At 36.3% G+C, this 26456-nt stretch carries 15 protein-coding genes and 7 pseudogenes; 13 read left to right on the top strand and 9 right to left on the bottom strand.

Annotated features, from left to right (window positions below):
- Positions 1 to 651: 651 nt before the first annotated feature.
- Complete coding sequence (locus BTN50_RS12060; RefSeq protein WP_394336769.1) at positions 652 to 786, top strand: hypothetical protein; 135 nt, start codon at positions 652 to 654, stop codon at positions 784 to 786.
- 1677 nt (positions 787 to 2463) lie between these two features.
- Positions 2464 to 3606, top strand: coding sequence for a flagellin (locus BTN50_RS02655; RefSeq protein WP_096618929.1), 1143 nt, complete (start codon positions 2464 to 2466; stop codon positions 3604 to 3606).
- 255 nt (positions 3607 to 3861) lie between these two features.
- Here BTN50_RS02655 and BTN50_RS10895 read toward each other — a convergent pair.
- Positions 3862 to 4185: pseudogene (locus BTN50_RS10895) on the bottom strand (IS5/IS1182 family transposase); the annotation flags it as partial.
- Positions 4186 to 4390: 205 nt separating this feature from the next.
- Between BTN50_RS10895 and BTN50_RS09995 the strand changes: the two are divergent.
- The gene (locus BTN50_RS09995; RefSeq protein ID WP_161492921.1) at positions 4391 to 4531 is read left to right on the top strand and encodes a hypothetical protein; all 141 of its coding nucleotides are present in this window, start codon (positions 4391 to 4393) and stop codon (positions 4529 to 4531) included.
- 300 nt (positions 4532 to 4831) lie between these two features.
- On the opposite strand, the gene BTN50_RS12055 is transcribed toward BTN50_RS09995, so the two are convergent.
- Both BTN50_RS12055 and BTN50_RS02645 read right to left on the bottom strand, forming a co-directional pair.
- A complete protein-coding gene (locus BTN50_RS12055; protein WP_161492920.1) occupies positions 4832 to 5152 on the bottom strand; it encodes a DUF520 family protein in 321 nt (106 codons plus the stop codon).
- A gap of 16 nt (positions 5153 to 5168) precedes the next feature.
- Positions 5169 to 6260 (bottom strand): 3-deoxy-7-phosphoheptulonate synthase, encoded by a 1092-nt coding sequence (locus BTN50_RS02645; protein WP_096618927.1) that lies wholly within the window; start codon positions 6258 to 6260, stop codon positions 5169 to 5171.
- 113 nt (positions 6261 to 6373) lie between these two features.
- Between BTN50_RS02645 and BTN50_RS12050 the strand changes: the two are divergent.
- Positions 6374 to 6496 (top strand): annotated as a pseudogene (locus BTN50_RS12050) (hypothetical protein); the annotation flags it as partial.
- An 817-nt stretch (positions 6497 to 7313) separates the two neighbouring features.
- The gene (locus BTN50_RS02640) at positions 7314 to 7670 is read left to right on the top strand and encodes an outer membrane protein assembly factor BamE (RefSeq protein WP_096618926.1); all 357 of its coding nucleotides are present in this window, start codon (positions 7314 to 7316) and stop codon (positions 7668 to 7670) included.
- A 267-nt stretch (positions 7671 to 7937) separates the two neighbouring features.
- Here the strand turns inward: BTN50_RS02640 and BTN50_RS02635 are convergent.
- From BTN50_RS02635 to BTN50_RS09990, 3 genes and pseudogenes are all read right to left on the bottom strand, one after another.
- Positions 7938 to 8796, bottom strand: a pseudogene (locus BTN50_RS02635) (transposase).
- A gap of 223 nt (positions 8797 to 9019) precedes the next feature.
- A complete protein-coding gene (gene fldA / locus BTN50_RS02630; RefSeq protein ID WP_096618925.1) occupies positions 9020 to 9547 on the bottom strand; it encodes a flavodoxin FldA in 528 nt (175 codons plus the stop codon).
- Positions 9548 to 10271: 724 nt separating this feature from the next.
- Positions 10272 to 10412 carry a hypothetical protein gene (locus BTN50_RS09990; protein WP_161492919.1) on the bottom strand — a complete coding sequence of 47 codons (141 nt, stop codon included), beginning with the start codon at positions 10410 to 10412 and terminating at the stop codon, positions 10272 to 10274.
- A 1221-nt stretch (positions 10413 to 11633) separates the two neighbouring features.
- Between BTN50_RS09990 and fabB the strand changes: the two genes are divergently transcribed.
- The gene (fabB, locus tag BTN50_RS02625) at positions 11634 to 12848 is read left to right on the top strand and encodes a beta-ketoacyl-ACP synthase I (RefSeq protein WP_096618924.1); all 1215 of its coding nucleotides are present in this window, start codon (positions 11634 to 11636) and stop codon (positions 12846 to 12848) included.
- Between the two features lie 287 nt (positions 12849 to 13135).
- Here the strand turns inward: fabB and BTN50_RS02620 are convergent.
- Together BTN50_RS02620 and BTN50_RS02615 are read right to left on the bottom strand one after the other, a co-directional pair.
- A pseudogene (locus BTN50_RS02620) lies at positions 13136 to 13946 on the bottom strand (IS5 family transposase).
- Between the two features lie 225 nt (positions 13947 to 14171).
- A complete protein-coding gene (locus BTN50_RS02615; protein ID WP_096618923.1) occupies positions 14172 to 15200 on the bottom strand; it encodes a porin in 1029 nt (342 codons plus the stop codon).
- An 856-nt stretch (positions 15201 to 16056) separates the two neighbouring features.
- Between BTN50_RS02615 and priC the strand changes: the two genes are divergently transcribed.
- The 7 genes and pseudogenes from priC (at position 16057) to adk (ending at position 25604) form a co-directional block, all read left to right on the top strand.
- Positions 16057 to 16605 (top strand): primosomal replication protein PriC, encoded by a 549-nt coding sequence (priC, locus tag BTN50_RS02610; protein WP_096618922.1) that lies wholly within the window; start codon positions 16057 to 16059, stop codon positions 16603 to 16605.
- Between the two features lie 505 nt (positions 16606 to 17110).
- Positions 17111 to 17875, top strand: a pseudogene (locus tag BTN50_RS10885) (IS5 family transposase); the annotation flags it as partial.
- A 672-nt stretch (positions 17876 to 18547) separates the two neighbouring features.
- Positions 18548 to 18685 carry a hypothetical protein gene (locus BTN50_RS09970; RefSeq protein WP_161492915.1) on the top strand — a complete coding sequence of 46 codons (138 nt, stop codon included), beginning with the start codon at positions 18548 to 18550 and terminating at the stop codon, positions 18683 to 18685.
- A gap of 707 nt (positions 18686 to 19392) precedes the next feature.
- Positions 19393 to 21669 carry a formate C-acetyltransferase gene (pflB, locus tag BTN50_RS02600; RefSeq protein ID WP_096618920.1) on the top strand — a complete coding sequence of 759 codons (2277 nt, stop codon included), beginning with the start codon at positions 19393 to 19395 and terminating at the stop codon, positions 21667 to 21669.
- 259 nt (positions 21670 to 21928) lie between these two features.
- Positions 21929 to 22231, top strand: a pseudogene (locus tag BTN50_RS02595) (transposase); the annotation flags it as partial.
- A 675-nt stretch (positions 22232 to 22906) separates the two neighbouring features.
- A complete protein-coding gene (gene htpG / locus BTN50_RS02590; protein ID WP_096618919.1) occupies positions 22907 to 24814 on the top strand; it encodes a molecular chaperone HtpG in 1908 nt (635 codons plus the stop codon).
- A 130-nt stretch (positions 24815 to 24944) separates the two neighbouring features.
- Positions 24945 to 25604, top strand: coding sequence for an adenylate kinase (gene adk / locus BTN50_RS02585; protein WP_096618918.1), 660 nt, complete (start codon positions 24945 to 24947; stop codon positions 25602 to 25604).
- Between the two features lie 62 nt (positions 25605 to 25666).
- Here adk and BTN50_RS02580 read toward each other — a convergent pair.
- Positions 25667 to 26402 (bottom strand): annotated as a pseudogene (locus tag BTN50_RS02580) (transposase).
- Between the last annotated feature and the right edge of the window lie 54 nt (positions 26403 to 26456).

The raw sequence follows: 26456 nt of genomic DNA, 5'->3' as shown, positions 1-26456 counted from the left end.
AATGTAGAGCTTTATTTCCGAGTTCGAATTCAGATAGCAAATTTCAAGATGATTAACTATTAGACAATAACTTTCGCTAATTTGAGCTGTGTAATCACTTAGGGACTTTATTTCTTAAATTAGGAAACTAAATTATCAATCTACTCTACGCGCTAAAGAGCTAAACTTACTTAAATATTCAAGTATAAGAACAAGCTTTGCTATAAAATGACTAACTGAAGATAGTGTAATTAAGTATTAATTAATTGTAGTTTACTAACGTTATGATTGATAAAAAAGCTATTCAGCTATGAAATCAAATGAAATGGGATAATCATGAGGTACCGTGTGTATTTAGCGACTCCGCCATTACGTCAACTTTCATGGTTAAAAATGCACTTTCAATGCTATTGAAAAATTTATAAAAATTCATTAATTCTATTTTTCAATTTACTCAACTGTCGTTGTCATGCTCTTATTATCAATGCATTAGTAAGCAAGGCAAAACGGTGAACGTTGCGTTCAAGGCAGAAATTAAAGGAGCCATAACACACTGAGTCCTTGATTCTACGGGACTCACAATCTACGGTGGAGGCGAATGGAAAACAAAAAAGCGTGGCACTGCTGGAAAACAGCGAATCTGACGCAAGTTATATTTAGCGGTAGATATAAATGTGTATAAAAATCATTGCTGCTGAGCTAAACGCATCAAATGTGACTGACGGTAAGGTACTATCTAATTTGTTCAAACCGACCTGCCGCAGAATCAACAAAATATCATACGATGGAGCTCAAGATAGCAGATAATTTGACGAAATCATTCGTATAATTTAGTGGCTAATCACTAGGAATCATACAGCTCAAATCAGCATTAAAAAAAAGGTGTGGTTACCATAAACGTTGCTTATCAAAGACGGGAACATTTCGAGTCAAACATTACTCGGAGGAAGATTGAATTTAAGAGATCATGATGTTCGTATTAATGAGACTTGCGCCATAATAAAAGCGTTAGATAAGCTAACCTCGTTAGGTATATCTAAAACAAAAGCGAGTGTTTAATAGTGAATCATGTTGAAATTTGTTATCTGAACTCGAATTAAGAAAAAAAGCTTTTTTAACGCATAATTTTAGTCATTTCAACATTATTTATTCCATGATTAATTAGAATGTTAAATATGTTATCCTACACTACTGACGCTTATTTTGCTCAATGTCATCTCGAAAAAAATATGAGCATTATCTTCACAGGCTGTTTTCGTTACGTAATGAAACTGTTGCGCATGCGTAAAGCTGCCTTCATCAAAAATCCAAAATTTTTTCTTTGGTTTATTATTTATCCATTTATGTTATGTTTGCTCTCGTATTGCACGTTTGTGTAAAAATGAGTTAATAGTGTGAAATTCGGTGCCAGATTCTATTCTGCTTGCAGTTTTTTGCAGTTTTACCAGTCGAAACCATACTTTTTAGGACATATCTAGCTCTCTTAATCATTTGCTTAAATTTTTTTGCATGAAGATTTTACTAGTGCCGGCAAGACCATTACCACATGTAACTTGATTGCGTGTTGATAGTGCTAAAGTCAATGCTTCTGTTTGTTCTTTAGTGAAACCATGACTGAATCCTTGCTCCTTTGCGCATTGTTCAATAAGCTCGATATAAAATTAAATCTGACGTTTTTACACAATGATTTGAGAGTACCTAAACCGCCGTGATAAATGTTTATAATTCCTATTTCAACGTCTAACGTTTTGATTGTGACAAAATAGTGAACCTTACTCGTTAACGGAAGTGAAATTGGAGTCAAAAAACTACATCGCCTTTTTTAGCTTCATTAACGATTTTTCATCCTCGTCTTGCGTGTTGTTGCCTAACGCATGCTAATATGTAAACTATAAAAATTTTAGTTCTTATGTGCCGTTTCGAACTGACTAAAGTGATTAATAGAGATTATTAATGCTTGTTTAGCGTGCTCGATATGTTCAAAGTTTAGTTGAATATACTCTCCATAATTTCGTTATATTATGTGTTCAGGTTTATGAGTTGACTTTCATTTCATGGTTGCGAGTAAATAAACAGCGAGTTCCATTTACTTGCCACCGTGCAAATTTATTTTGATAGCGATTCTTTCGGCGGTTTTACGCCGTTTATAGTTTGCTCTCTGAACTAAAATTGAGAAATTGAACAATTTGTTGGATGAATAGCGTTTTACAAAAAATGTATTAGGGGGAAGCAGCTTGCCGTTTTCAAAATGTATACAGTGAAAATTCTACCATTTAGGAAATATCATATAATGAAATTATATTTAACAACGTTTAAATTATAATTTTTTATAATTGGCAGGGAAATTGTAAGTGATACATATGTAGGATTAATGTTTATTGATACTTCCCCTAATAACGATTTAAAGTTGGTCTAGCTTAGAGATTGGATTTAAGTCGCAGATAGGCTGTTTCATGAATTACGTGAAAGTCAAAGGAGAGCAAAATGGGTGTCACAGTCAACACCAACATGTCTGCGATGACTGCGCAGCATTACCTGAATAAGTCAACAAATGATCTCAATACATCGATGGAACGCTTGTCATCTGGTAGTCGAATCAATAGCGCCAAAGATGATGCTGCTGGTTTGCAGATATCCAATAGGCTCCTTGCTCAAACCCGTGGTTTAGATGTTGCTATGCGTAATGCGCATGATGGCATTTCTATTGCCCAAACCGCTGAAGGTGCGATGCAAGAGTCCACTAATATTCTTCAGCGAATGCGAGATCTATCTTTGCAATCAGCCAATGGTACTAATGGTGGTGTGGAGCGAATTGCAATTCAAAAAGAAGTATCAGCATTACAAGATGAGTTGAATCGCATCGCTGAAACAACGACATTTGGGGGTCGTCGACTGTTGAATGGTTCGTTTGGTGAAGCTGCATTTCAAATTGGTTCTGGCTCTGGTGAAGCTATCATCATGGGGCTTAGTAGTATTCGTGTTGACGACTATCGTATGGGCGGAACAGAGTTCATCGCAACGTCAGGTAAGTCTGCTGGTTGGGAGGTATCTTCCGCCGCCGCAACATTAACTATGGCCTTTATGACCAAATCCGGCAATACAATTAATTTGGTAATTGACACGAAAACTGGTGATGACATTGAAGAGGTTGCAACATTTATTAATGGTCAATCTGATGAAATGATTACAGCATCAGTAGATGATGATGGGCAACTTCAGATATTTATTGCGGGAAAAAAGTTAGCTGGTAATGTTACTTTTGGTGGTTCTCTTGCAACGTCTCTAGGCTTGGCTACTAGTACAGGAAACGCGGTTACCGCAAAAGATATTGATGTCAGCAATGTTGGTAGCGCACAGATGGCTGTCGGTATTGTGGACTCCGCAATAGAATATATTGATAGCCAACGAGCTGCTATAGGTGCAAAGCAAAACCGCTTAAGTTATACTATTAGTAACTTATCGAATATTCAAGAAAATGTATCTGCATCTCGTAGTCGTATTCGTGATACTGATTTTGCTAAAGAAACAACGAAACTTACCAAAGGACACATTCTTCAGCAAGCAAGTACTTCGATTTTGGCACAGGCCAAACAGATGCCTCAAGCTGCATTAAACTTGCTTCAGTAGTGAATACTGGCTTTGTTTCCTCAATCATAGAATGCAATTATTAATCTACGCTTTAAACAGCTAGGTTTACTTAAATATTTAGGTCTACGGACAAATGTTGCTACAAAACAACTAATGGGAAGCAATATAATTAAGTTTTGATTAATAGTGACTCCTAGCCTGTTGGACTTATGGAGAATTCACTGAGCTATGGAATTAAACTAAACAGGCTAATCGTAAGTGACCTCATGTATTTAGCGATTTAGTCATTGCGACGGCTCTCATGGTTGAATGCATATTTATATCTACTGCTAAATGTAATTTACGCCAGACCTGCCGGTTTCCATCAGTGCCATGCTTTTTTTACTTGCCATTCACTTTTACTGTAGACTATGAGCCCCCATAAAGTTAATGGCTAAGTGCTAGATGGCTCTTATAATCTTCGTCTTGGTTTGCTTGCTAATGCATGATAACGGCAAAATTAATGAATCTTTCCTGACCTCTCCATGGCATTGAAAATATGCCTTTAACCATGAGAGCCATCTTAATGGCTAAGTAGCTAGATAAATGAGGTCTCCTATGATTACTCGGTTTGGTTTGATTCTATAGCTGAAAGGCTTTTTCAGCAATTCAAAATGTTAGTGAGTCACGATTGATTAAAGCTTGATCATATTACTTTCAGTTGGTTGTTTATATACCTGAATGTTTAAGTTAGCCTACTTGTTGAGAATGTTGATGGATAATTTAGTTTTCTAGTCTAGAAAATAAAGCTGACTATAATAAACGTTTTTTGACAGAGGCAGAAATGCCTAGAGTTAAAAAACTACTGGGAGGGACATTGAGCCTAAGCGATCATACTGCTCAAATTAGTGAAACTTACACCATGATAAAAGTGTTAAATAAGTTGACAAAACTCAGCATGTCTAGCATGAAAGCGCTTGTCTAATAATGAATCATGTTTGGGGTATGCTATCTGAACTTGAACTAGGAAACAAAATTATATGCATTTAATATGAATATTACTTGCAGATTACAATAAATCAACCGAAAAATAGTAACCTACTATCAGTTTTTTTGACAATAGATTAGCCGCAAAATTTTTAAACTGGAATGGCTAACCCAAGCCGCTTAATGCACGTGCAAATTTTGTCCATGCTTGTAAATTGTCAAGATGTTTACCAGTGATACAAACTTGTTCGTCTTTAATTTACGCTTGAATCTTGGTTGTAAATCTTTTTGATCTGTTTTATTTGTTTTTTAGCAGTATTGAATTTGATACCCTTTTGAAGGGAACATCTTTGAAATAAATTTTGTACGTGTGAAAGGAGTCTTTTGTTTCCATTGAATAGGCATCAATACTGTATTTTGCAAGATTACTACGTAATATATCAAGTATTTGATTGATCTGAAAGTTTGATTTTGTAGATATTTTACTATTGTTTACTGAGTTTGAAATTTGCAGTAACGCGGTAAAATGGAAACGTGTAGTCAATTTATGCTTTGTGCTATCAACGGGATTGTTTAGTTCGACGGTATCAATCTTAGATATAATATCAAAAGAAGACATCATACTATCCTGATATTTATTTAAAAAAATAAAATAACTTAACTAGTTTTAATTTATTACGTTGAGTCACTGCATTTGCTAACATGTCGAGCATGTTAGAAGTGTCAGTCCAGCTTAAGCAAGGATCGGTTATGGATTTGCCGTACGTAAGAGAATCTACGCTGTTTTTATTAACGGTTTGATTACCTTCTTCAATAAAGCTTTCCGCCATGATCCCAGCTATACGTGTGTCACCATCTACTAGCTGGTGACAAATATTTTTTGCGACATTTATTTGTTGCTTATACTGTTTTTCACAGTTTGCGTGACTAAAATCGACAATAAGTTTAGGCACTAGATCAAAACTAATTAAATTGTTAGCAACGTGACTGATGTTTTCACGTGTATAGTTTGGCTGATGACCACCACGCAAAATGACATGCCCATATGGATTACCACTGGTGCGGTAGATTGTCATCACACCTTGCTTGTTTGGTGAGCAAAATAGATGGGAGGTTTGGCTTGAGCGAATGGCATCAATGGCAATTTTAATGTTGCCATCGGTACCATTTTTAAACCCGACGGGGCAGGACAGCGCAGATGCCATCTCACGATGAATCTGAGATTCAGTTGTACGAGCACCAATTGCACCCCAAGTCACAAGATTTGCAATATATTGACCTATAATCATATTAAGAAATTCCGTTGCTGTTGGCATACCTAGAGAATTGACATCTAATAAAAATTTACGGGCCTTAAACAATCCTTTTCGTAAATGACAACTACCATCTAGATCCGGATCATTAATCATGCCTTGCCAGCCTACAACAGTTCGTGGTTTCTCAAAATAAGTGCGCATTACTATGTGGAGGGTGTTTTTATGTTGCCCTGCTTTTTCCTTTAGCTTATTTGCATAGTCAAAGCCGGCCTCGGGATCATGAATAGAGCATGGACCGACAATCACGAGCAGACGATTGCTTCTGCCTGCAAGTATATCTTTTACTTGTTGACGTGATTCTGCAATATGTTTGGCGATGTTGTCAGTTAATGGATAGGCGTTTTCCACTTCTGCAGGTGTTGGCAAGATGTCAATAGGTTGCGTTCTTAATTCATCTGTTTTGATTGGCATAGGCACAATCTTCCTTACTTCAAAGTTGTTATGAAGGCAGTAAGATAACAAAAATTTACATAGTTAAAAGTGGGTAAGTGATTCTTCTCAACTAACTTGAATATACCTATAAAGCATGTCGGTTTGGTATAAAAGCTCACATTGTTGAACTTACTATGAATAATGCTAGTATGCGCGATTTGATTTTAGTGTTATATATAAGTATTAATGCGGATGAGCTTTGTGCCCCAAATTAGGGAACGAAATTATCAATTTATGCTCTAAACAATCAGGCTCGCTTAAATATTCAGATCTATGGACAATCTTTGCTACAAAATAATCAACTGGAAGTAGTATGATCAAATTTTAATTAATCGTGGCTCACAAATATTTGAGGTTGATGAAAAAGCCATTCAACTATGCAATCAGACTAAGTTGAGTAATCGTGGAGACTTAGTTTATTTAACAACTTGACCACTGATGCTACGGAGCTAAAAATCAATGATGCAGTAAATGACAAGTCAAAAAGCATGGCGCTAATGGAGAAGTGCTAATTAACTTGCTTAAACAGGCTTGTAAAAAATTGATGAAATATCAGGCGATGGTGTTTACGACCTAAAACAATGTTATGAAATCATCCACGTAATTTAACGGTCAGTTATCAGAAGTGGTATAATTTAAATTATCAGTACAAAACAAGGTATGATTATCATAAATATTCCCTATTAAAAAAGGTAATGTTGCGAATCAACAAACTACTTCGAAGAAGTATGGAGCCTAAGGAATTACAATGCCTAAATTGAAAAAAACCTACGTAATACTAAACGCGTTAAATAAGTTAACAGAGTTAAGTATGTCTAAAATAAGAGCAATTGTTTAATAGTTCATTATGTTGAATTTTTATATGACTTGAATTAGAAAACTAAGTCACGGCTTAAATTGGCTCGCTTATTAAGTTAAGGCAATAAATTTTTTAGAAATACGGTTAGCCTGATAAGTTCAAGCAAGATATTTTTACTTCTCGCATCAGCTTGTTTATCATTTATACCTCTTTTGAAAGTGAAGTAAGAAGTTATGCGTTGGAAAAACATCACTGTGGTGTTATTTACATTGATTAGCCTCTTCGGCTGTTCCTTGACTCATAAATTAGTTTATCGTATAGATGTTAATCAGGGAAATTATATCGACCAAAAAGCAGTTGAAAAACTTAAATTTGGCATGTCTAGAGAACAGGTAATGTTTTTACTTGGGTCTCTAATGTTGGTGGAATCAGGTTATCCTAATACATGGTATTTCATTCAATGGCAAAAATCTGGCTATGAAGAGCCTAAGCAAAAAGAAATCATCTTGTATTTTGATAATAACAATCAACTCATTAGCATGAAGGGTGATTATCAACCAAAAAGCAACTTTTTCGAAGTAATTCGCTAACTCTTCCAAATAAAAACTCTGCTAAGTGGAATTACCCATGAAGTTGAAGGTTTGGTTAAAAAACGTGAAAGGTTTGCTTTCGATATTTTTTAATTCACTCCTCGACATTTTTAAAACTATACGATAATACATTGCTGTCTGTAAGAAGGCAAAAATATTTTAGCGATTGCATTATTTAAGTAATGCATTCAATAAAGTAGTGAAGCTTTATTCAAAGTTTTGTTTCTTAATGTTAATTCAGATAAGGGATCCCAATATGGTTAACTGTTAGACAAGCATTTTCGTTTTAGCCATGCTCAGCCCTATCAGTTTATTTAATGTTTTTACCATGGTATAGGTGTCGTTAATTTGAACATTATGATTTCTTAGGCCCAATGTTCCTTCGGAAAATTTTTGTTTTGAAACCTTGCTGTCTTTGCTAGGAAACGTTTATGGTAACCATGCTTCGTTCCCCCAATGCTAATTTGAATTGTATAATTTTGATGAGATAAGTGGAACTGCTCGTTTCATGTGAACGGTTTAGTAAAATTGTCTGGTCCATAAGCACTATCACCTGATATTGCATTGATTCTGCGGTGGATTTATTTGAACAAGTTAGGTAGTACTGCACCCGTTAGTTACATTGAGTGCACTTAACTCAGCAGCAATAGTTTCATGCGTATTTATATTTACCGCTAAATGTAACTCACGCCAAACTTGCTGTTTTCCATCAGTGCTATATTTTTGGCGCTTCATTTTTCTGCACTGTAAATTTTTAGCTTTGCGAAATAAATATTAAGTGCGGGATGGTTATTTTGTTTTTTGCTTTGAAGGGGACGTTAATCGTTTTGGTTCACTTGCTAATGTATGAATAATGAGGGCATGACAACGGTAGTTGAGCTGGTTTAAAAACAGAATTAATGAATACTTGCAGATCTGTTAGCAGTATTGAAAATACGTGCTTTATTATGAAAGCTGTTGTAATGGCGCAAACGCAAGATAAACGAGATTTTTCACTATTCTCTTGCTTAGTTCAATTTCATAGCTGAATGGTTTCTGTATCGCCCCAAAACGTTAGTGAGTCTCGATTGATGCAAGTTTTATTATACTGCTTCCATTTGGTTGTTTGGTTGCATCGCTTGTCCATAGGCCTGAGTATTTAAGTGGACCTAGTTACTGAAGACGTAAATTATAATTAACTTTTTTGATTTAGGAAATAAAGCTGAGTTTCACTCATACTGCAATGTTGGGATTGGTTATTTGAACTCGAATTAATCAATAAAATCTGGAGAATAATTAATGATGGTAAGAATAAAGAGTAACGTATAAAAAACGCGCTATGGGCGCATTTTTAAAAAGGAAATGTACACTTAACCTTCAAACTTAGCCAAACACATTTCTTTGTAAATTTGTTTGACCCAGCTTTCAACACGTTGAGCAGTCAGCTCTGGTTGGCGGTCTTCGTCGATGCACAGACCGATAAAATTGTTGTCATCAACGAGAGCTTTTGATGCTTCAAACTTATATCCTTCTGTTGGCCAGTGGCCAAGAATGATGCCACCTTTAATTTTAACGATGTCACGTACAGTGCTAATTGCATCACAGAAGTACTCTGTGTAATCTTCTTGATCACCACAGCCAAAAATAGCAACTAGCTTAGTAGAAAAATTTATTTGCTCAAGTTCAGAAAAAAAATCATCCCAATCACACTGTGCTTCACCATAATACCATGTAGGAATGCCAAACAGCAGAAGGTCAAAGTTATCGATGTCTTCTTTACTGCTCATTGCGATATCCTGAACGTGGACCAGTTGTTTACCTAGTTGTTTTTGAATCATCTTCGCGATAGCTTCAGTGTTACCTGTATCGCTACCAAAGAAGAGACCTACGCTTGCCATAATAGAGATCACCTATTTTTTGTTAAGTGGAGTGCCATTCAGACAACCCCCAAAATATTAAATATGGAAAAAATTATACCTTATTATTGTCAGGAACGTTATTATTCTTAATTTAAGTTAGCAATTGAGTGCTCAGGTTTACTCCTGATTCCTTCCAAAATACTTGGATGATTCTTTTGGTAATAAAATTTTTATATTTTAGAAAAAACCCTACTTAAACGGTGGTACATTTCCTTCCTGAAGTATGTTCTTGGTTGCTATGTTGACAAAAAAAGTAACTGCTGCTAGTAACAGGTTAGTTTCATTTTTCCTTGCAGCTCAAAATGTTCGTGCAGCATGCCCGTTTTCGTTCGGGACTATTATTCGTCCGTACTATACTTAATCAACCTAAATATCTAGGCTTGAGTTCCTAAAATTTATTATGCATTTGGTATTTTAAATAATCTGCATCTTTGCGAGAGTTACCGTGAAACATTATTTAATAGCTTCTTTGAAATAACGTTTACTTTTGAAGTGAATGTTATTTTTTGACTCGTCATGTATCACCTATCATAACCGCTATATTGAGTTTATCTTTGAACTATAAGGAGAAAAGCAGTGAAGATCAATATTGAGAATAAATGCTACATCTTTGACGAACCTATTTCGATGATGTCCATTTCACCGCGAACAGGCTTTGTTTCCTAATTCGAGTGCAGATAACAAATCCTAACATGAGGAACTATTAGATGCTCGCTTTCATTTTAGGCATACTGAACTCTGTCAGCTTCTTTAATACTTTTATTATTGCGTAGATTTTGCCAATGTGGGCATGACGATCCCTTAGGCTCAATGTCCCTCTGAGTCGCTTTCTGACTTGGAACAAAATTAATGAGAGCCATTACGACGGCTCTCATGGTTAAACGCAGATTTTGAATGCCATTGGGAGGTCTTCAATGATTCATTAATTCTGTTTTCAAACTTGTTTAACTGTCGTTATTGTGCCTTTATTATTAACACATTAGCAAGCGAACCAAAACGGTTAATGTTGCATTCAAGATGAAGACTAAAGGAGCCAGCTAGCACTTAGCCATTGATTTTACGGGGGTTCACAGTCTACGGTGAAGGCGGAGGGTAAGTAAAAAAAGTATGGCACTGATGAAAAACGACGAGTCTGACATAAGTTATATGTAGAAGTAGCTATAAATACGCATGAAATTATTACTGCTGAGTTACGTGTATCAAATGTGACTGAGGGTGCGTGCTATCTAACTTGCTTAAATAGATTCACTGTAAAATTAATGGAATATCAGGTGATAGTACTTATGAGACCAGATAATATTACGAGCTCGTTCGCACTAAACAAGCAATTTCACTCATCCCACCAAGAAAAAGAATAATTTTTTTGGACATGAGGTTATCCGCGTAATTTAGCGATCAGTTACTAAAAGTCATAAAATTTAAATAAGCAATGAGAAATGAGATATGGTTACAATAAAGGTTTTTTATCATAGACGGTAATGGTTCGAGTTAAAAAACTTTTCAGAGGAACATTGAGTCTAAGGGATCACAATGTTTAGATCAATGAAACTTATGCAATGGCAAAATTTTAAAGAAAATGACCGGGTTAAGTGTGCCTACAATAAAAGCAATTGTCTAATAGTGCATCATGTTGGGATTTGCTATCTTCCCCCCTGAATTAGGAAACAAAGTCCTATCTAGTTAATTACATAATTGACTACTTTTTAGCAATTTAAAATATTAGTAAGCTACGATTGATTAAATCTTGATTGCACTGCTTCCAGTGATTCTTTTGTAGAGGAGCTTGTGCATATACCTAAACATTTAAGTAAACCGAGCTGTTTAAAACGTAAATTAATAATTGAGTTCTTTAATGTAGGAAACAAAATCGGTTTAATAGCGGAATATGAACACTGTTCAGTTTTAAGCATAAATGACGACATGCTGAATGCTATGCATTTAAGCTGTGCCATGAGTGATTATTATAAACGAGTCCCTTAACGTAGCTTAGGTGCAATGAAAGCGGACCACTTATTCACTTTAAAACCGCTATTATCGATGCGAATTTGAAGTGTAGGGAAAAATAATGAAACGAGCCGTAATTACAGGTATGGGCATTGTTTCCAGCATCGGTAACAACGCTAAAGAAGTGCTGGAGTCATTGAAAATGGGTCAATCAGGGATTAGTTTTTCCCAGCAGTTCGCGGACATGAAACTACGGAGTCATGTTTGGGGCGATTTGAAACTGAATCCAGTGAATCATATTAATCGCAAAAAATTTCGGTTTATGGGTGATGCAGCAGGTTTCGCTTATCTTTCTATGGAGCAAGCAATTGCAGATGCAGGTTTCACTGAAGTTCAGGTTTCTAGTGATCGTACAGGCTTGGTAGCTGGTTCAGGCGGCGCATCTTCAATCAACCAAGTGGTTGCAGTGGACACGTTACGCGAAAAAGGCGTTAAGCGCATTGGTCCTTACATGGTGCCTCGTACCATGTCTTCGACAGTATCTGCGTGCTTGGCGACACCTTTTAAAATTCGTGGCGTGAATTACACTATGAGCTCCGCATGTGCGACATCAGCACATTGTATTGGCCACGCAGTAGAGCTTATTCAATTGGGTAAGCAAGACGTAGTTTTTGCTGGTGGTGGTGAAGAACTCGATTGGTCATTGACTATGATGTTTGATGCCATGGGTGCATTATCAACCAAAAAAAATAATAATCCAGAAAGAGCATCCCGCACCTATGACGTAGACCGCGATGGATTCGTTATTTCAGGTGGTGGGGGTATGTTGGTTATAGAAGAACTTGAACATGCACTTGTGCGTGGAGGAAAAATTTACGGTGAAGTTGTAGGCTACGGTGCCACATCTGATGGCTATGACATGGTAGCTCCCTCTGGTGAAGGTGCAATCCGTTGCATGAGGATGGCGATGAAAGACCTTACTGATAACATTGATTACATTAATACTCACGGAACATCGACACCAGTAGGTGATGTGAAAGAACTTGGTGCAATTCAAGAAGTGTTTGGCAACAACAGTCCAGCCATTTCTGCGACCAAAGCAATGACAGGTCATGCACTGGGTGCTGCTGGCGTTCACGAAGCAATTTATTCGACGTTGATGCTAACAAATAACTTCGTAGCACCAAGCATCAATATTGACAATTTAGAGCCAGCAGCTGAAGGTCTAGATATTGTGACTGAAATGCGCGAACAAGAATTAAAGACAGTTATGTCAAATAGTTTCGGTTTTGGTGGTACAAACGCAACGTTAGTAATTAAGAGATACGAAGAGTGAGCGGCGATAGCCGCACTCTTTATTTGCAATAAATAAAATATTTCGAAGGTGTTAGTTTTATACTTGAAATTATTGAATGTACTTATGTATTAATGACTCATGGTTGCTAACTAATATTACCTATGTCGTTGAAAAGTCCAGAAGGATCGATGCATCATGATCCAGTGAGCCAAAATAATTTATGTTGTGGTCAAGATGCATATTAAAGAACTCATCCAGCACTTAGCAATTAATTGGCTTCATTTCCTAATTGGAGTTTAGATAGCAAATCCCAATATGATTCACTATTAGATAATCGCTTTTGTTTTAGGCATACCTAGCCAGGTTAGCTTATTTAACGCTTTTATTATGGCGTAGGTTTAGTTAATTTGAGCATTGTAATTTTTTAGGTTTAATGCTCTTCTGAGTAATTATTTACTCGAACCATTGATGTTTCTAATAGGGAACGTTTAAGGTAATTATACCTCATTTTGTTATGCTATTTGAACTGCATAACTTCTGGTAACTGACCGCTAAATTACGCGGATGACCGTGTTTTCAACAAGTTATACCTTTTTGGTGGGATGAGAGGAACAGTTCGTTTAATTTAAATAGTTTCGTAAAATTGTCTGGTGTTATCAGTACCATTGCCTTATGCTCCATTCATTCTTCGGTGGATCTGTTTAAAAAGTTAGGTAGTACTTCTCACCCGTTAGTCATATTTGATGCACTTAACTCAGCAATAATGTTTCCTATGAGTGCCATGTTTTTTTACTTTCCTTTTTCCCTTATCGTAGATTTTGAGCCTCGTAGAATCAATGACTAAGTGCTGGATGGTTCTTTTAGTTTTTGTCTTGAACGCGACGGTAACCGTTTGGGTGCGTTTGCTAGTGCATGAATAATGAGAGTATGACAACGACAATGGAGCAAGTTAGAAAACAGAGTTAATTAATCCTTGCCGACCTCTTGATGGCATTAAAAATGCGCGTTTAGCCATGAGGATGTCGTAATGCCTAAGTCGCTAAATAAATGAGGTTTCCCATGATTACCCGACTTAGTTTGACTCCAGAGCTGAATAGCTTCTTTATCACTGCAAAAGATTAGTGAGCCACGATTAATTGAAGCTTAATTTTATAGCTTTCAGTTGGTTACTTTATAGCGAAGCTTATTCATAGGCCTGAATATTTAAGTGAACCTAACTGCTTAAAGCGTACATTGATAATTTAGTTTCCTGATTGAGGAAATAAAGCTAATTTAACTAGTAATATTATATACTTTATATTAGACATAAACATAAAGCCGCCAAAATGGCGGCTGATTTGGACATTACAATTTAATAATGCATTAAAATGTAACTCTCATTCCAACTCCATAACCAATGTCAGTATCTTGAGTTACGCCTCCTTTCTTAAGGTGAGCTGTACCTATCTCTGCAAAAACTTTAGTATTATCGTGTATCTTATAAGTTACGTTAGTATATAAGTTATTGCCGTTATACTTTTCGTAGCTGCCTACTGTGTGGCTATCCATTATGTCGTAACCTAAACCGACTGAAATTCGCTCATCCATTTTATAAGTACTAGAAAGTTGCCATAGGTTCATGTGATTATGATTAGATTTAGCGTTGCTGTTTTCATACCTAACTTGACCATAACTTGCAGACGCGTCAAACTTACCTAATTTATAATCAGTTTCTAAGTTAAATCCAGAAACATTTTGTAGCGCTGTACCAGTGGGTGCAAACTCAGATGATTTTATTTTTTCACCATTGAACACGTACACACGAGCATCTAGAGCATCAACACGCATACCAACACGACCGCCGACAACCTCACGACCATTTTTATCTCTATTCACATTATTATCTAAATCAACGTTTGCACCAGCATAAAATCTACCATTATCGTAAACCCACTTGATGACCTGCGCGCCGGATTCGTGAAGAAAATCAACTTGCTTTTTACCTAGTCCGTATGCTTTTGAGTTACCAGCCTTGTCAGCAAGCATAACTTGGCGACCAAAAGTTAATGTACCATAATTGCTACCAAAACCAACATACAACTGGTTATTTTCAACGTTACCTTTATCTAGGGTATCGCCTTTAAATTTAAAGCCCATACCCGCTACAACATTCAAGCTGTCGGTAACGACATGAGAAGTTGCTAGGAGGAATTCGGCCTTGTCAATCTTCAAGTACGGGTCTTGTCCGGCAGTATTCTTAGCACGCCCATCATACTTATTCATGTATTGAGCTCCTGCTTTACCAGAAAGATTTACAACTACACCATTAGCATCGTACAAGCTAAAGGTTGCGTTTGCTGCACCAGCTGTCATTAAAGCTGGGACTGCCAAAGCTAGAATTGTTTTCTTCATGTTAATCCACTGCCTTTTTTTATTAGTATGGAATTCCTATTCCAGGATTCCTTTATGGTTGCATCCGTTACAACAACGAAGCAATAAATACGCTTAAATATCTAAGATATCGTGCAGAACAATCTAAATTCTGTCAACTTAATACAGATCAACAATAAAAAATAAAAATGCTTTCCAATACATATAGATAGAAAGTAACGCTTAAGTGAGGTCGCAGCATATAAATCACATTGTCAGATTTAGACAAACTGAGTTGCAGATTAAAAACAGAATTTAAAGCCACAAATAGAATAATTGCATTATATATTCAGCATATATGACTATAAATAAGTAATTTATATTGTAAATGGCATATCATGCAATTTTTATAGTGATATTAATCACAAAAATGAAAATTAATAGCCCAATAGTTGAACTTTTTTACATTCTGTATGCGTGATATACTTGGATCTGTACGCAAAAATAAATTTTACTTCTTCATTATGAGTTAGAGTACAAGTCTCTATATGCTGAATTATTAACCTGTTATTTTATGTTAAGTATACCTAACCTTGATAGCTTATTGGATACTTTTATCATAGAGTAGGTTACGCTAACTTAGGCATTGTCATTTCTAGGTTCCGTGTTCTACCAAATAATTTTTTTAATGCGGAACATTACTATCTTTGCTAGGGAATGTTTAGTTTATAGTAAAAATCATATTTAACGCCAATGGTAGTTATAACGATCACCATGAAAAAAAAGAGATGAAATCTTACATATAGAATGCCCTCTTGAATACATGATCATTTAGTTATTATCTTTGTTGTAAAACTTACCGTGAGTGCCTAATTCTAATGTTCAATTAAGAGATATAATGAATTTATCTGAATTAAAAAAACAATTATACGTACTAGGAGTGCATGCTGAGGAGATCGATCATCAATGTGGACAAGCCATACAGCCTTTATTTGATAAGCAACTGTTTGGCAGTCTATTTTATTTTTTGATGCCTTGTGTATCAGAAGCTCTAAGCGTGTTGAAAACATTGGAAAGGGAACCATTAGATAACTTTTTGTCTACAGAACGGGCTGTCTATCTTTGTGAGAAGCTCATGAATCAAATCAGTGCATTACAGCGTGAAGTGGCAATTTTATCTGTTAAAACTAAAAAAAAAGATTCTACAGCAAAAGTTAGTATGTCTATAAGTCAGCTATATCATGATGTTGCTCAACATCAAGGTTGGGAGGTACGGCTTGTAGCCATGATTAAGGATGCTGAAGAAATACTAAAGCATAGGTGCTCATTCACAGAACTAGAACAGGCAAAAAAATATTTGATAGCGTTGGAAAAGAGGCTAGTACGATGTAGTGCAGCGAGACAAAAAATTGAAGCTGAAGTGGCTTATTATGAAAAGAAGAATTAATCTATCATCTATCATCTATCATCTATCATCTATCATCTATCATCTATTATTTTCCTTTACCTTAAGGTCATTAACACTCACGTTAAAAATCACAGTAACCAATTATTTAATAGTCCATTTTAAATAAATTTGATTGATTACAATTTGATTATGCTGCTTTCAGTTAGTTATTTTGTAGCGAAGCTTTTTTATAGACCTGAATATTTAAGTGGGCCTGGCTGTTTAAAGTGTTGATTGAAAATTGGGTTCCATAATTTAGGAAATAAAGCCGATTATCGCAAGTGTTCCTTAGCAGAGACAGCCATGATTCGAGTCAAAAAACTACTCGGAAGAACATTGAGCCTAAGAGATCACACAACTCAGATTAGAGAAATTAACGTCATGATAAAAGCGTTAAATAGCTGATAAAACTAGGTATATCTAACACGAAAGCGATTATTTAATAGTAAATTATGTTGGGATTTGTCATCTGAACTTGAATTAGGAAATAAAATTACAAAGGCACTTAGTTATTACAATGGCTCTTATGGTTAAATGTGTATTTTCAATGCCATTGGTAGGTCTGCAAAAATTTATAAATTCTGTTTTTAAACTTGCTCAACTGCCATTGTCATGCTCTCACTATTCATGAATTAGCAAGCACGCCAAAACGGTTAACGTCATGTTCAATACGCAGACTAAAGAAACCATCCAGCATTTAGCCATTGATTTTACGGGGCTAAAAGTCTATGGTGAAGGAGAATGAAAAGTAAGAAAGCATGGAATGCGTGGAAAACGGCGAGTTTGGTGTAAGTTACATTTAACAGTAGATATAAATACGCATGAAATCATTGCTGCTGAGTTAAGTGCATTAAATGTGACTGACGATGCAGTGCTACCTAATTTTTGCAAATAAACCCACTAAAAATCAATGAAATATCAGCCAATGGTGCTTATGATACCAGATAATACTACGAAACTGTTCGCATTAAACAAACGGTTCACTCATCTCATCAAGGAAAGGAGCAACTTTTGAGGAGTTAGATTATACATATAATTTAGCGGTCAATTACCAGAAGTTACACGGCTCAAATACGCATTGTAAAGCGAGGTATAGTTATCATAAATCTTCCCCCTATCAGAGACGGCAATGTTTCGAGTCACAAAACTACTTGGAGGGACATTGAGCTTACAAGATAACAATGCTCAAATTGGCAAAACTTATGCCATGGTAAAAGTGTTAAGTAAGCTGATCGGGCTGGGGATGCCTAAAATGCAAGCGATTATTTAATTGTTAATAATATTGGGATTTTCCATCTGAATTCAAATTAGGAAACAAAGTCCATTATAAGCTAAATAAATCAATATCTTAAAGCGATTACAGTGTTATTATAATTTTTTATATTGGTCATTCTTACTGGTATTGCGAGTGCGGGTGAGGTGTATTGGGGCTTCGTTAAGTTGATTAATTGTCTTGCTGCCTTTATTTTGGGCATTGTATTAATTTGTGTGCGGAAATGTACTTCTCACATTAACCATTTTGACCACTGTCGTAAACATGAATAACCGTATTACGGAGCTTTCATTCGCACACGATTGGATTATGGTCTATTTTTGGTAGCATGGTTTGTACGTTATTTTTTATTGTCATGATGTGACGTATTGGCTAACATATGGTAATGATGAAACTGAGAACATCAATGTAATGAGGATTACCTAGAATGCATTGCATCGTACCTTTGCTCAGGTTGATTTGAAGCATAGTTTGCAACCGCATGGTGTGTCTGAATGCCATATGTACGTCATTATGGCAAATATTTAATTTTTAAAAATTCAAGACTATGCTATAGATCATGAAAGCCTTCCGATTCGACAGCCAACATGGTAATACTTACGATAGCTAAGTGAATGGTCGTATAAATATGATACTTTTTACAGCCAAAGGTTGGAGATAACCACGATTTTGCAAACGTTACGTAGCCATGAAATAATGATTTTCATTGGACACCTCAGTGAACGCGTTTATCTTGGTACTTGTCAAATTATTGTTGATATTGATGAGTTGTTTGGAGTGAAATACATAGTAGAGGGAATGAAATAAGTGATCTCATGCGTAATGCACGCAGTTATTAAGGTACAGACAGGGATTTAATACAAGTTTCATATCTACAAACAAATTTTAGTTATTGCTATATATGCGTTCAAAGTCTCTTGTACCAAGGGTGTATCTATTTTATTAATTAATGACACTTATTCAATGCAAGCGGTAAAAATAATGCATGAATGGATCTGTAAAGAACAAGATAAAATTTATAAAATGATTTATGCTGTGGTAAGCAAGTTTAAGATAAGAAACAGCGATCAAATTATTTATTTTTTCAGTAAGTCGAGAGAGAGTTATCCATTAACTCATTAGCTCCATATTATTTTTGATATTGATCTTTATTATATTCCTTTTTATAACTGGAATTTCAATCCAATAAGGTAACTATCGAAGATAATTAATGTAAAGTCAAGAAACAACGTTTATTTCAACAGTAAACGTTGTTTTCAAGAAGTTATTGAGCAATTTTTACTGTGATTATTCCAAAAATTACAGGTTATTTAAATTAATTTTATGTGTTTAAGGCGGCGCTTTTAGGTTAATTGAGTACAGTGCAGCTGACTTAGCCGCTCTAACGGTAAGCAACTTCATACTGGCTGATTGCTCTACGTGGCGATCACGGGAGCAGATAATCATTAATTGTACTAAATCAAAACAAGCATATATTTCTCTTTTTTACTGAAGTTAAAATAAGTAGGTACATTATGGTAGAACAATTTACTATAGCGTGGGAAGGCTTCACCGCTGGTGACTGGCAGACGGAAGTTAACGTAAGGGACTTCATTCAAAAAAATTATACTCCGTATGAAGGTGACGAGTGTTTCCTAGTAACTGAAGGTACTGAAGCAACCAACACGCTTTGGAATAAAGTTATGGAAGGCATAAGGCTGGAGAACTCAACGCATGCCCCTGTCGATTTTGATACTTCAATTATTTCTACTATTACAGCTCACGATGCAGGCTACATCATTCAAGATCTTGAAAAAATTGTTGGTTTGCAAACAGACTCTCCACTGAAACGTGCGCTGATTCCTAACGGAGGTGTGCGTATTATTGAAGGTTCTTGCAAAGCGTATGATCGCACGCTAGATCCTATTGTGTCTAAAATTTATTCAGAATATCGTAAGACCCACAACCAAGGCGTTTTCGATATATATACCCCAGATATCATGAACTGTCGTAAGTCTGGTATTCTGACTGGTCTTCCTGATGCATACGGTCGTGGTCGCATTATAGGTGACTACCGTCGTATTGCACTTTATGGTATAGATTTCCTAAGGCAGGACAAAGCTAAGCAATTCCACTCATTGCAAACGAAGTTGGAATCGGGCGATGATCTACAAATGACCATGCAACTACGTGAAGAGATTCAAGAACAATACCGTGCTCTTGGCCAGATCAAAGAAATGGCTAAAAAATATGGCGTAGATATTTCTAGTCCTGCAACTACGGCTCAGGAAGCTGTTCAATGGGTTTACTTCGGCTATTTAGCTGCAGTTAAATCTCAGAACGGTGCTGCAATGTCTCTAGGCCGTGTTTCTACGTTCCTTGATGTGTACATTGAGCGTGACCTCACTAAATGCAAAATCACTGAAGTTGAAGCACAAGAAATAATTGATCACTTCGTTATGAAACTGCGTATGGTTCGTTTTTTGCGTACTCCCGAGTACGATGAACTGTTCTCTGGTGACCCAATCTGGGCAACAGAATCAATTGGGGGCATGGGTTGTGACGGTCGTACTCTGGTAAGTCGCACTAACTTTCGTTTTCTGAATACGTTATACACTATGGGCCCAAGTCCAGAACCAAATATCACTGTTCTTTGGTCTGAAAAACTGCCTCTCAGTTTTAAGAAATTTTGTGCAAAAGTATCTATTGATACGTCTTCTATTCAGTACGAAAACGATGACCTAATGCGTCCAGATTTTGATAACGATGACTATGCTATTGCTTGTTGTGTGTCTCCACAGGTGATAGGTAAACACATGCAGTTCTTCGGTGCACGTGCAAACCTAGCTAAAACATTGCTGTATATGATTAATGGCGGGATTGACGAAAAACTTAAACTACAAGTTGGTCCTAAGCAAGCGCCTATGATGGATGATGTGCTGGATTTTGACAAAGTGTGGAATGGTCTGAACAGTTTTATGGATTGGTTGGCAATGCAATACGTGACCGCACTGAACATTATTCATTACTCACACGATAAGTACAGCTACGAAGCTTCTATGATGGGACTGATGGATCGTGATGTTTACCGGACTATGGCATGTGGTGTTGCTGGTTTATCTGTAGCGGCTGACTCACTGTCTGCGATCAAATATGCAAAAGTTAAGCCTATCCGTGACGAAGACGGCATAGCAATCGATTTTGAAATCGAAGGGGACTATCCGAAGTTTGGTAACAATGACTCACGTGTAGATGATATAGCCTGTCAAATTATTGAAACCTTCATGAACAAAATACGTAAACTGCAGACTTATCGTAACGCGGTACCCACTCAGTCTGTCCTAACTATAACTTCAAATGTGGTGTACGGCAAGAAGACAGGTAACACTCCAGACGGTCGGCGTGCCGGTGCACCATTTGCACCAGGCGCAAACCCAATGCATGGTCGAGACGCGAAAGGTGCTGTAGCATCGTTAACGTCCGTGGGTAAATTACCATTTGCTCACGCAAAAGACGGTATTTCTTATACATTTTCAATCGTGCCTAATGCATTGGGTAAAGATGGTAATACGCAAAAAGCAAATCTTGCTAGCCTTATGGATGGTTACTTCCATCAGGAAGTAGGCATCGAAAGTGGTCAACACTTGAACGTGAATGTTTTGAACCGTGAAACACTGGAAGATGCCATTAAGCATCCAGAAAATTATCCTCAGCTTACTATCCGTGTTTCTGGTTATGCTGTGCGTTTCAATTCTCTGACTGTTGAGCAACAGCAAGATGTTATCGCACGTACATTCACTACAATTTTATAACCTGAGCAATTTATGAAAGGATAACAAATATTTTTAAAATGTTTTTCGTGGGCTAAAATTTAATCCGGATATTGACACTATTAAGTTTTTTATCAGGTGCCATTAAAATAAAAGTTGTAACTAATTACCTTACAATTAGGTCATACTCTTAAACACGCCTTTTTATTCATCATGAAAGGTGTGTTTTTTTTAAGTCTAGCCCATTCATAAAGATTTATTTTTTAAATTAAAAAAACTAAATTATACATATAATTAATTTTTAAGTAATTATGACTTACTAATATTCTGGGTTAATGAAGAAGGGATTTAGCCATGGAATGAAACTAAGCAGGGTAATGGTGGGAGACCGCGTTTATTTAGTGACTTAGGCATTATGATTGCTCTCATGGTTAAATGTGTATTTTCAATGCCACTGGTAGGTCTGCAAAAATTCATAAATTCTATTTTCAAACTTGCTCAACTGCCCTTATCATGCTCTCACTATTCATGAATTAGTAAGCGCGCCAAAACGGTTAACCTCACGTTTAAGATGAAGAACAAAGGAAGCATCCACTTATTCATTTTACTGGGTCAAAAGTCTACGGTGCAGTGCTATCTAATTTACTCGAGCAGACTCCGCCGCAGAAGCATTGAAATATGAGTCGATGCTGTTTGCGACATCGGACAATGTTACGAAATCGTTCGTATTAAATGAGTGGTTCTATTCATCTCCCCAAGACAAGGAGTAATTTTTTAAAAATTGAGATTAGCCGCGTAATTTAGTGGTCAGTTATTAGAAATAATACAGTTCAAAAGGCATTGTAAAACGAATTATGGTTACCATAAACATTCTTAATCATGTTGCAATTTACTATCTGAACTCGAATTAGGAAATAAAGTTTGGTTAAGTCCTCAATAAATGAGGTCTTCCATTATTGCCTTGCTTAGTTTTATTTCATAGCCGAGTAGCCTATTCAGCAATATATAATGTTAGTGAATCACGATTGATTACAGTTTGATTATACAGCTTCTAGTTGGTTATTTTGTAGCGAAGCTTGTCCACAGATCTAAAGATTGAAGTGAACTGAATTGTTTAGACCGTAGACTGACAATTGGGTTCCCTGATTTAGGAAACATAGCCCTCAAGTGTGAAAAATACCTCAAGAAATAAAAAAATCAGTTGAAAGCATTGAAATATACTATCACGCCCTTATTTACAGAGTAACATTAGGATTATTTAAATTTTTTTAGGGCGACAATGAATAATACAGATACTTTACAAAGTAAGGAAACACGTGGTTTTCAGTCTGAAGTTAAGCAATTACTGCATTTAATGATCCATTCACTCTATTCTAACAAAGAAATTTTTTTACGTGAATTGATCTCAAATGCGTCTGATGCCGCTGATAAATTACGTTTTAAAGCATTATCCAATGCAGCACTATATGAAAATGATGGTGATTTGCGTGTTCGGCTTAGTATGAATAAAGAAACTGGTACGTTAACTATTGAAGATAATGGTATTGGCATGACTCGTGATGAGGTGATTGATAACCTTGGGACTATCGCCAAATCAGGTACAGCAGATTTTTTTAAACAACTTTCAGAGGATCAAACTAAAGATAGGCAGTTAATTGGACAGTTTGGTGTTGGTTTTTATTCGGCATTTATTGTAGCAGATAAAGTATCTGTATCAACCCGCGCAGCGGGTGCAAAAAAATTGGATGCAGTGCAATGGGAGTCCGCTGGTGAAGGTGATTACACTATAGAAGGTATTGAAAAAGAAGGACGTGGCACGTCGATAACATTGCATCTTCGTGAAGATAATAAAGAATTTTTTGATGATTGGCGTGTGAAGGAGGTGATTAAAAAATATTCTGATCATATCGGCATTCCAATAGAAATTTGGGTTCAAGAGCACGATGGGGAAGGCAATGAAACTGAACAAGGTAAATGGGAAAAAATAAACAAAGCCCAAGCACTCTGGACGCGTTCAAAATTAGATATTTCTGATGAAGAATATCAAGAATTTTATAAGCATTTGTCGCATGATTATACTGATTCATTACTGTGGAGTCATAATCGTGTAGAAGGTAAGAACGACTACATAAGCTTGCTTTATATTCCGTCAAAAGCACCTTGGGATATGTTTAATCGTGATCATAAACATGGCTTAAAACTATATGTTCAACGCGTATTCATTATGGATGATGCGTCTCAGCTCATGCCAAATTATCTGCGATTTGTGCGGGGCTTGATTGATTCTAACGATTTACCTCTAAACGTATCTCGCGAAATTTTGCAAGACAATAAAGTAACTCAAATTCTGCGTAATGCGTGTACTAAACGTGTGCTGACGATGCTTGAACGTTTGGCTAATAATGATGCTCAAAAATATCATGCATTTTGGAAAGAGTTTGGTTTGGTATTGAAAGAAGGCCCCGCAGAAGACTTTAGTAACCGTGCAAAAATTATGAATTTATTGCGTTTTGCATCGACTCAAACGGATAGTAACGAACAAACGGTGGCATTGGCTGATTATGTTTCTCGCATGAAAGAAGAACAAGATAAAATTTTTTATCTGACAGTAGATACGTATCAAGCAGCTAAAAATAGTCCTCACCTTGAGCAGTTCAAAACGAAAGGCATTGAAGTTATTTTGATGTATGAGCGTATTGATGAATGGTTCATGGGTCACTTGACCGAATTTGACGGGAAAAAGTTTCAAGCAATTACAAAAGCGGATTTGGATCTTAGCAAATTTGAAGATAATAACGAGAAAGAGAAACGTGGAGAAACGCAAAGAGCGTTTGAATCTGTCATTGAAAGAACAAAAGCCTATTTAGGCGATCGTGTTAAGGATGTGCGTATTACATTCAAACTGTCTGATACGCCTGCAGTTGTAGTGACGGATGAATTTGAGATGGGAACACAAATGGCGAAATTACTCGCAGCCGCAGGGCAACAAGAGGTAGAAGTGAAATATATCTTGGAGTTTAATCCAGAACACGCATTGGTTAAGCAAATGGCTGATGAAGCGGATAATGAAGTGTTTGGCCGCTGGGCAGAAATGTTGCTTGGACAAGCAATGCTGGCAGAACGAGGTACAATGAAAGATCCGTCACCGTTTTTAACTGCCATAAATCGACTATTAACTAAAGTATAATAGTATTTAATCTTCGAAAATACACATAATGTAAATCAAATTTAATAATATGATTGAGTTTAGTAGCATTTACGTAACCATGCATGTTGTATTTTTTGTGAAAACGTCAAGTTAAAGAAAGGAAGTGACTATGCGTATTATTCTTTTGGGTGCTCCAGGAGCAGGTAAAGGAACACAAGCGCAATTCATCATGAAGAGATATGGCATCCCACATATCTCTACTGGTGATATGCTTCGTGCAGCGATCAAAGCCGGTACTGAAATGGGTAAAAAGTCGAAGGTAGTTATCGATGCTGGGCAGCTTGTTTCGGACGAAGTCATTATTAGTTTAGTCAAAGAGCGTATTCATCAAGATGACTGTGAAAAAGGATTTTTACTAGATGGTTTCCCACGTACGATTCCACAAGCTAATGGTTTGAAAAATATAGGAGTCATGATTGATTACGTTTTTGAGCTTAATGTTGCTGACAGTGTCATCATTGAGCGTATGAGCGGTCGTCGTGCACACCTCGTATCTGGTCGGACTTACCATGTGGTTTACAACCCACCTCAAGTTGAAGGTAAAGATGATATCACTGGTGAAGACTTGGTTGTTCGTGATGACGACAAAATTGAAACTATTTTGGCACGTCTGGGTGTGTATTATGCCCAAACAGTATCATTGATTACTTATTATAAGAACAAAGCCCAAATGGGTAATATTAACTACTTAACGTTGGATAGTACTAAACCAGTGGCTGAGGTTAGTCAAGATATTGCAAACGCACTGGGGTTAATTGGCAGTAAATGATAATAAAATGGGTTCTGTTTCTTGATCTAAGTTCAGAGCGCAAATCCAGGTATGATGCACTATTAAACGCTCATTATCCTTTTAGGCGTACTTAGTCCTTCCAGCTTATTTAATGCTTTTATCATTGCGTAGGTTTCGCTCATCTGGGCATTGTAATTCCTTAGGCTAAATATTCCTCGGAGTAATTTTCGATTCAAAACGTTGCTGGTAACCATATTTTGTTTCCAAAAAATTGTTCCTTTTCTTGGTGGGATGAGTGGAATCTTTCGTTTAATATGAATGGTTTTGTAAAGCCTGTTTGGTGTCGTAAGCCTCATCATCTGATATTTTATTGATTCTGCATCGAGTTTGTTGAGGTAAGCTAAGTAGCACTTCACCATCAGTGCCATGTTTATTTATGTTTCATTTTACCGCGTAATAAATTTTTAGTTTCGTATAATCAATGGAATAAGTCCTGAATAGTTCCTTTAATTTGCGTTTTAAACACGACGTTAATTGTTGTGGTGTGCTTGCTAATGTATTAATAATAAGGGTATGACAATGACAGTTGAGCAAATTTAAAAGCAGAATTAATGAATTCTTGCAAACTTCTCAACGGCATTGAAAAACCGCACTTAACCATGAGAGCTGTCGTAATGGCTAAATTATTGAATACATGAAATTTTTACGATGAGCTGGCTTAGTATGATTCCGTAGCTGAATGGCTTCTTCGCTAATTGAAAATGTTAGTGAACCACGATTAATTAACGTTTAACTATCTTATTTCCAGTTGGTTGTTTGGTAGTTAAGCTTGTCTATAGACTTGAATATTTACGTGAACCTAGCTGCTTAAAGCGTAGATTAATAATTGAG

The sequence above is a fragment of the Candidatus Enterovibrio altilux genome, from assembly GCF_002381345.1.
Classification (GTDB): domain Bacteria; phylum Pseudomonadota; class Gammaproteobacteria; order Enterobacterales; family Vibrionaceae; genus Enterovibrio; species Enterovibrio altilux.
Note: the sequence above shows the minus strand (reverse complement) of the source record. Positions and strands in the feature narration are given on the sequence as shown.

What these genes read in the sequence shown, in the direction of transcription:
- BTN50_RS02615 (WP_096618923.1), bottom strand. Translation starts at nt 15,200, where the DNA reads ATGAAGAAAACAATTCTAGCTTTGGCAGTCCCAGCTTTAATGACAGCT.
- BTN50_RS02640 (WP_096618926.1), top strand. Translation starts at nt 7,314, where the DNA reads ATGCGTTGGAAAAACATCACTGTGGTGTTATTTACATTGATTAGCCTC.
- BTN50_RS12055 (WP_161492920.1), bottom strand. Translation starts at nt 5,152, where the DNA reads ATGTCTTCTTTTGATATTATATCTAAGATTGATACCGTCGAACTAAAC.
- BTN50_RS12060 (WP_394336769.1), top strand. Translation starts at nt 652, where the DNA reads ATGTGTATAAAAATCATTGCTGCTGAGCTAAACGCATCAAATGTGACT.
- BTN50_RS02655 (WP_096618929.1), top strand. Translation starts at nt 2,464, where the DNA reads ATGGGTGTCACAGTCAACACCAACATGTCTGCGATGACTGCGCAGCAT.
- BTN50_RS02645 (WP_096618927.1), bottom strand. Translation starts at nt 6,260, where the DNA reads ATGCCAATCAAAACAGATGAATTAAGAACGCAACCTATTGACATCTTG.
- pflB (WP_096618920.1), top strand. Translation starts at nt 19,393, where the DNA reads ATGGTAGAACAATTTACTATAGCGTGGGAAGGCTTCACCGCTGGTGAC.
- priC (WP_096618922.1), top strand. Translation starts at nt 16,057, where the DNA reads ATGAATTTATCTGAATTAAAAAAACAATTATACGTACTAGGAGTGCAT.
- BTN50_RS09995 (WP_161492921.1), top strand. Translation starts at nt 4,391, where the DNA reads ATGCCTAGAGTTAAAAAACTACTGGGAGGGACATTGAGCCTAAGCGAT.
- fldA (WP_096618925.1), bottom strand. Translation starts at nt 9,547, where the DNA reads ATGGCAAGCGTAGGTCTCTTCTTTGGTAGCGATACAGGTAACACTGAA.
- fabB (WP_096618924.1), top strand. Translation starts at nt 11,634, where the DNA reads ATGAAACGAGCCGTAATTACAGGTATGGGCATTGTTTCCAGCATCGGT.
- htpG (WP_096618919.1), top strand. Translation starts at nt 22,907, where the DNA reads ATGAATAATACAGATACTTTACAAAGTAAGGAAACACGTGGTTTTCAG.
- adk (WP_096618918.1), top strand. Translation starts at nt 24,945, where the DNA reads ATGCGTATTATTCTTTTGGGTGCTCCAGGAGCAGGTAAAGGAACACAA.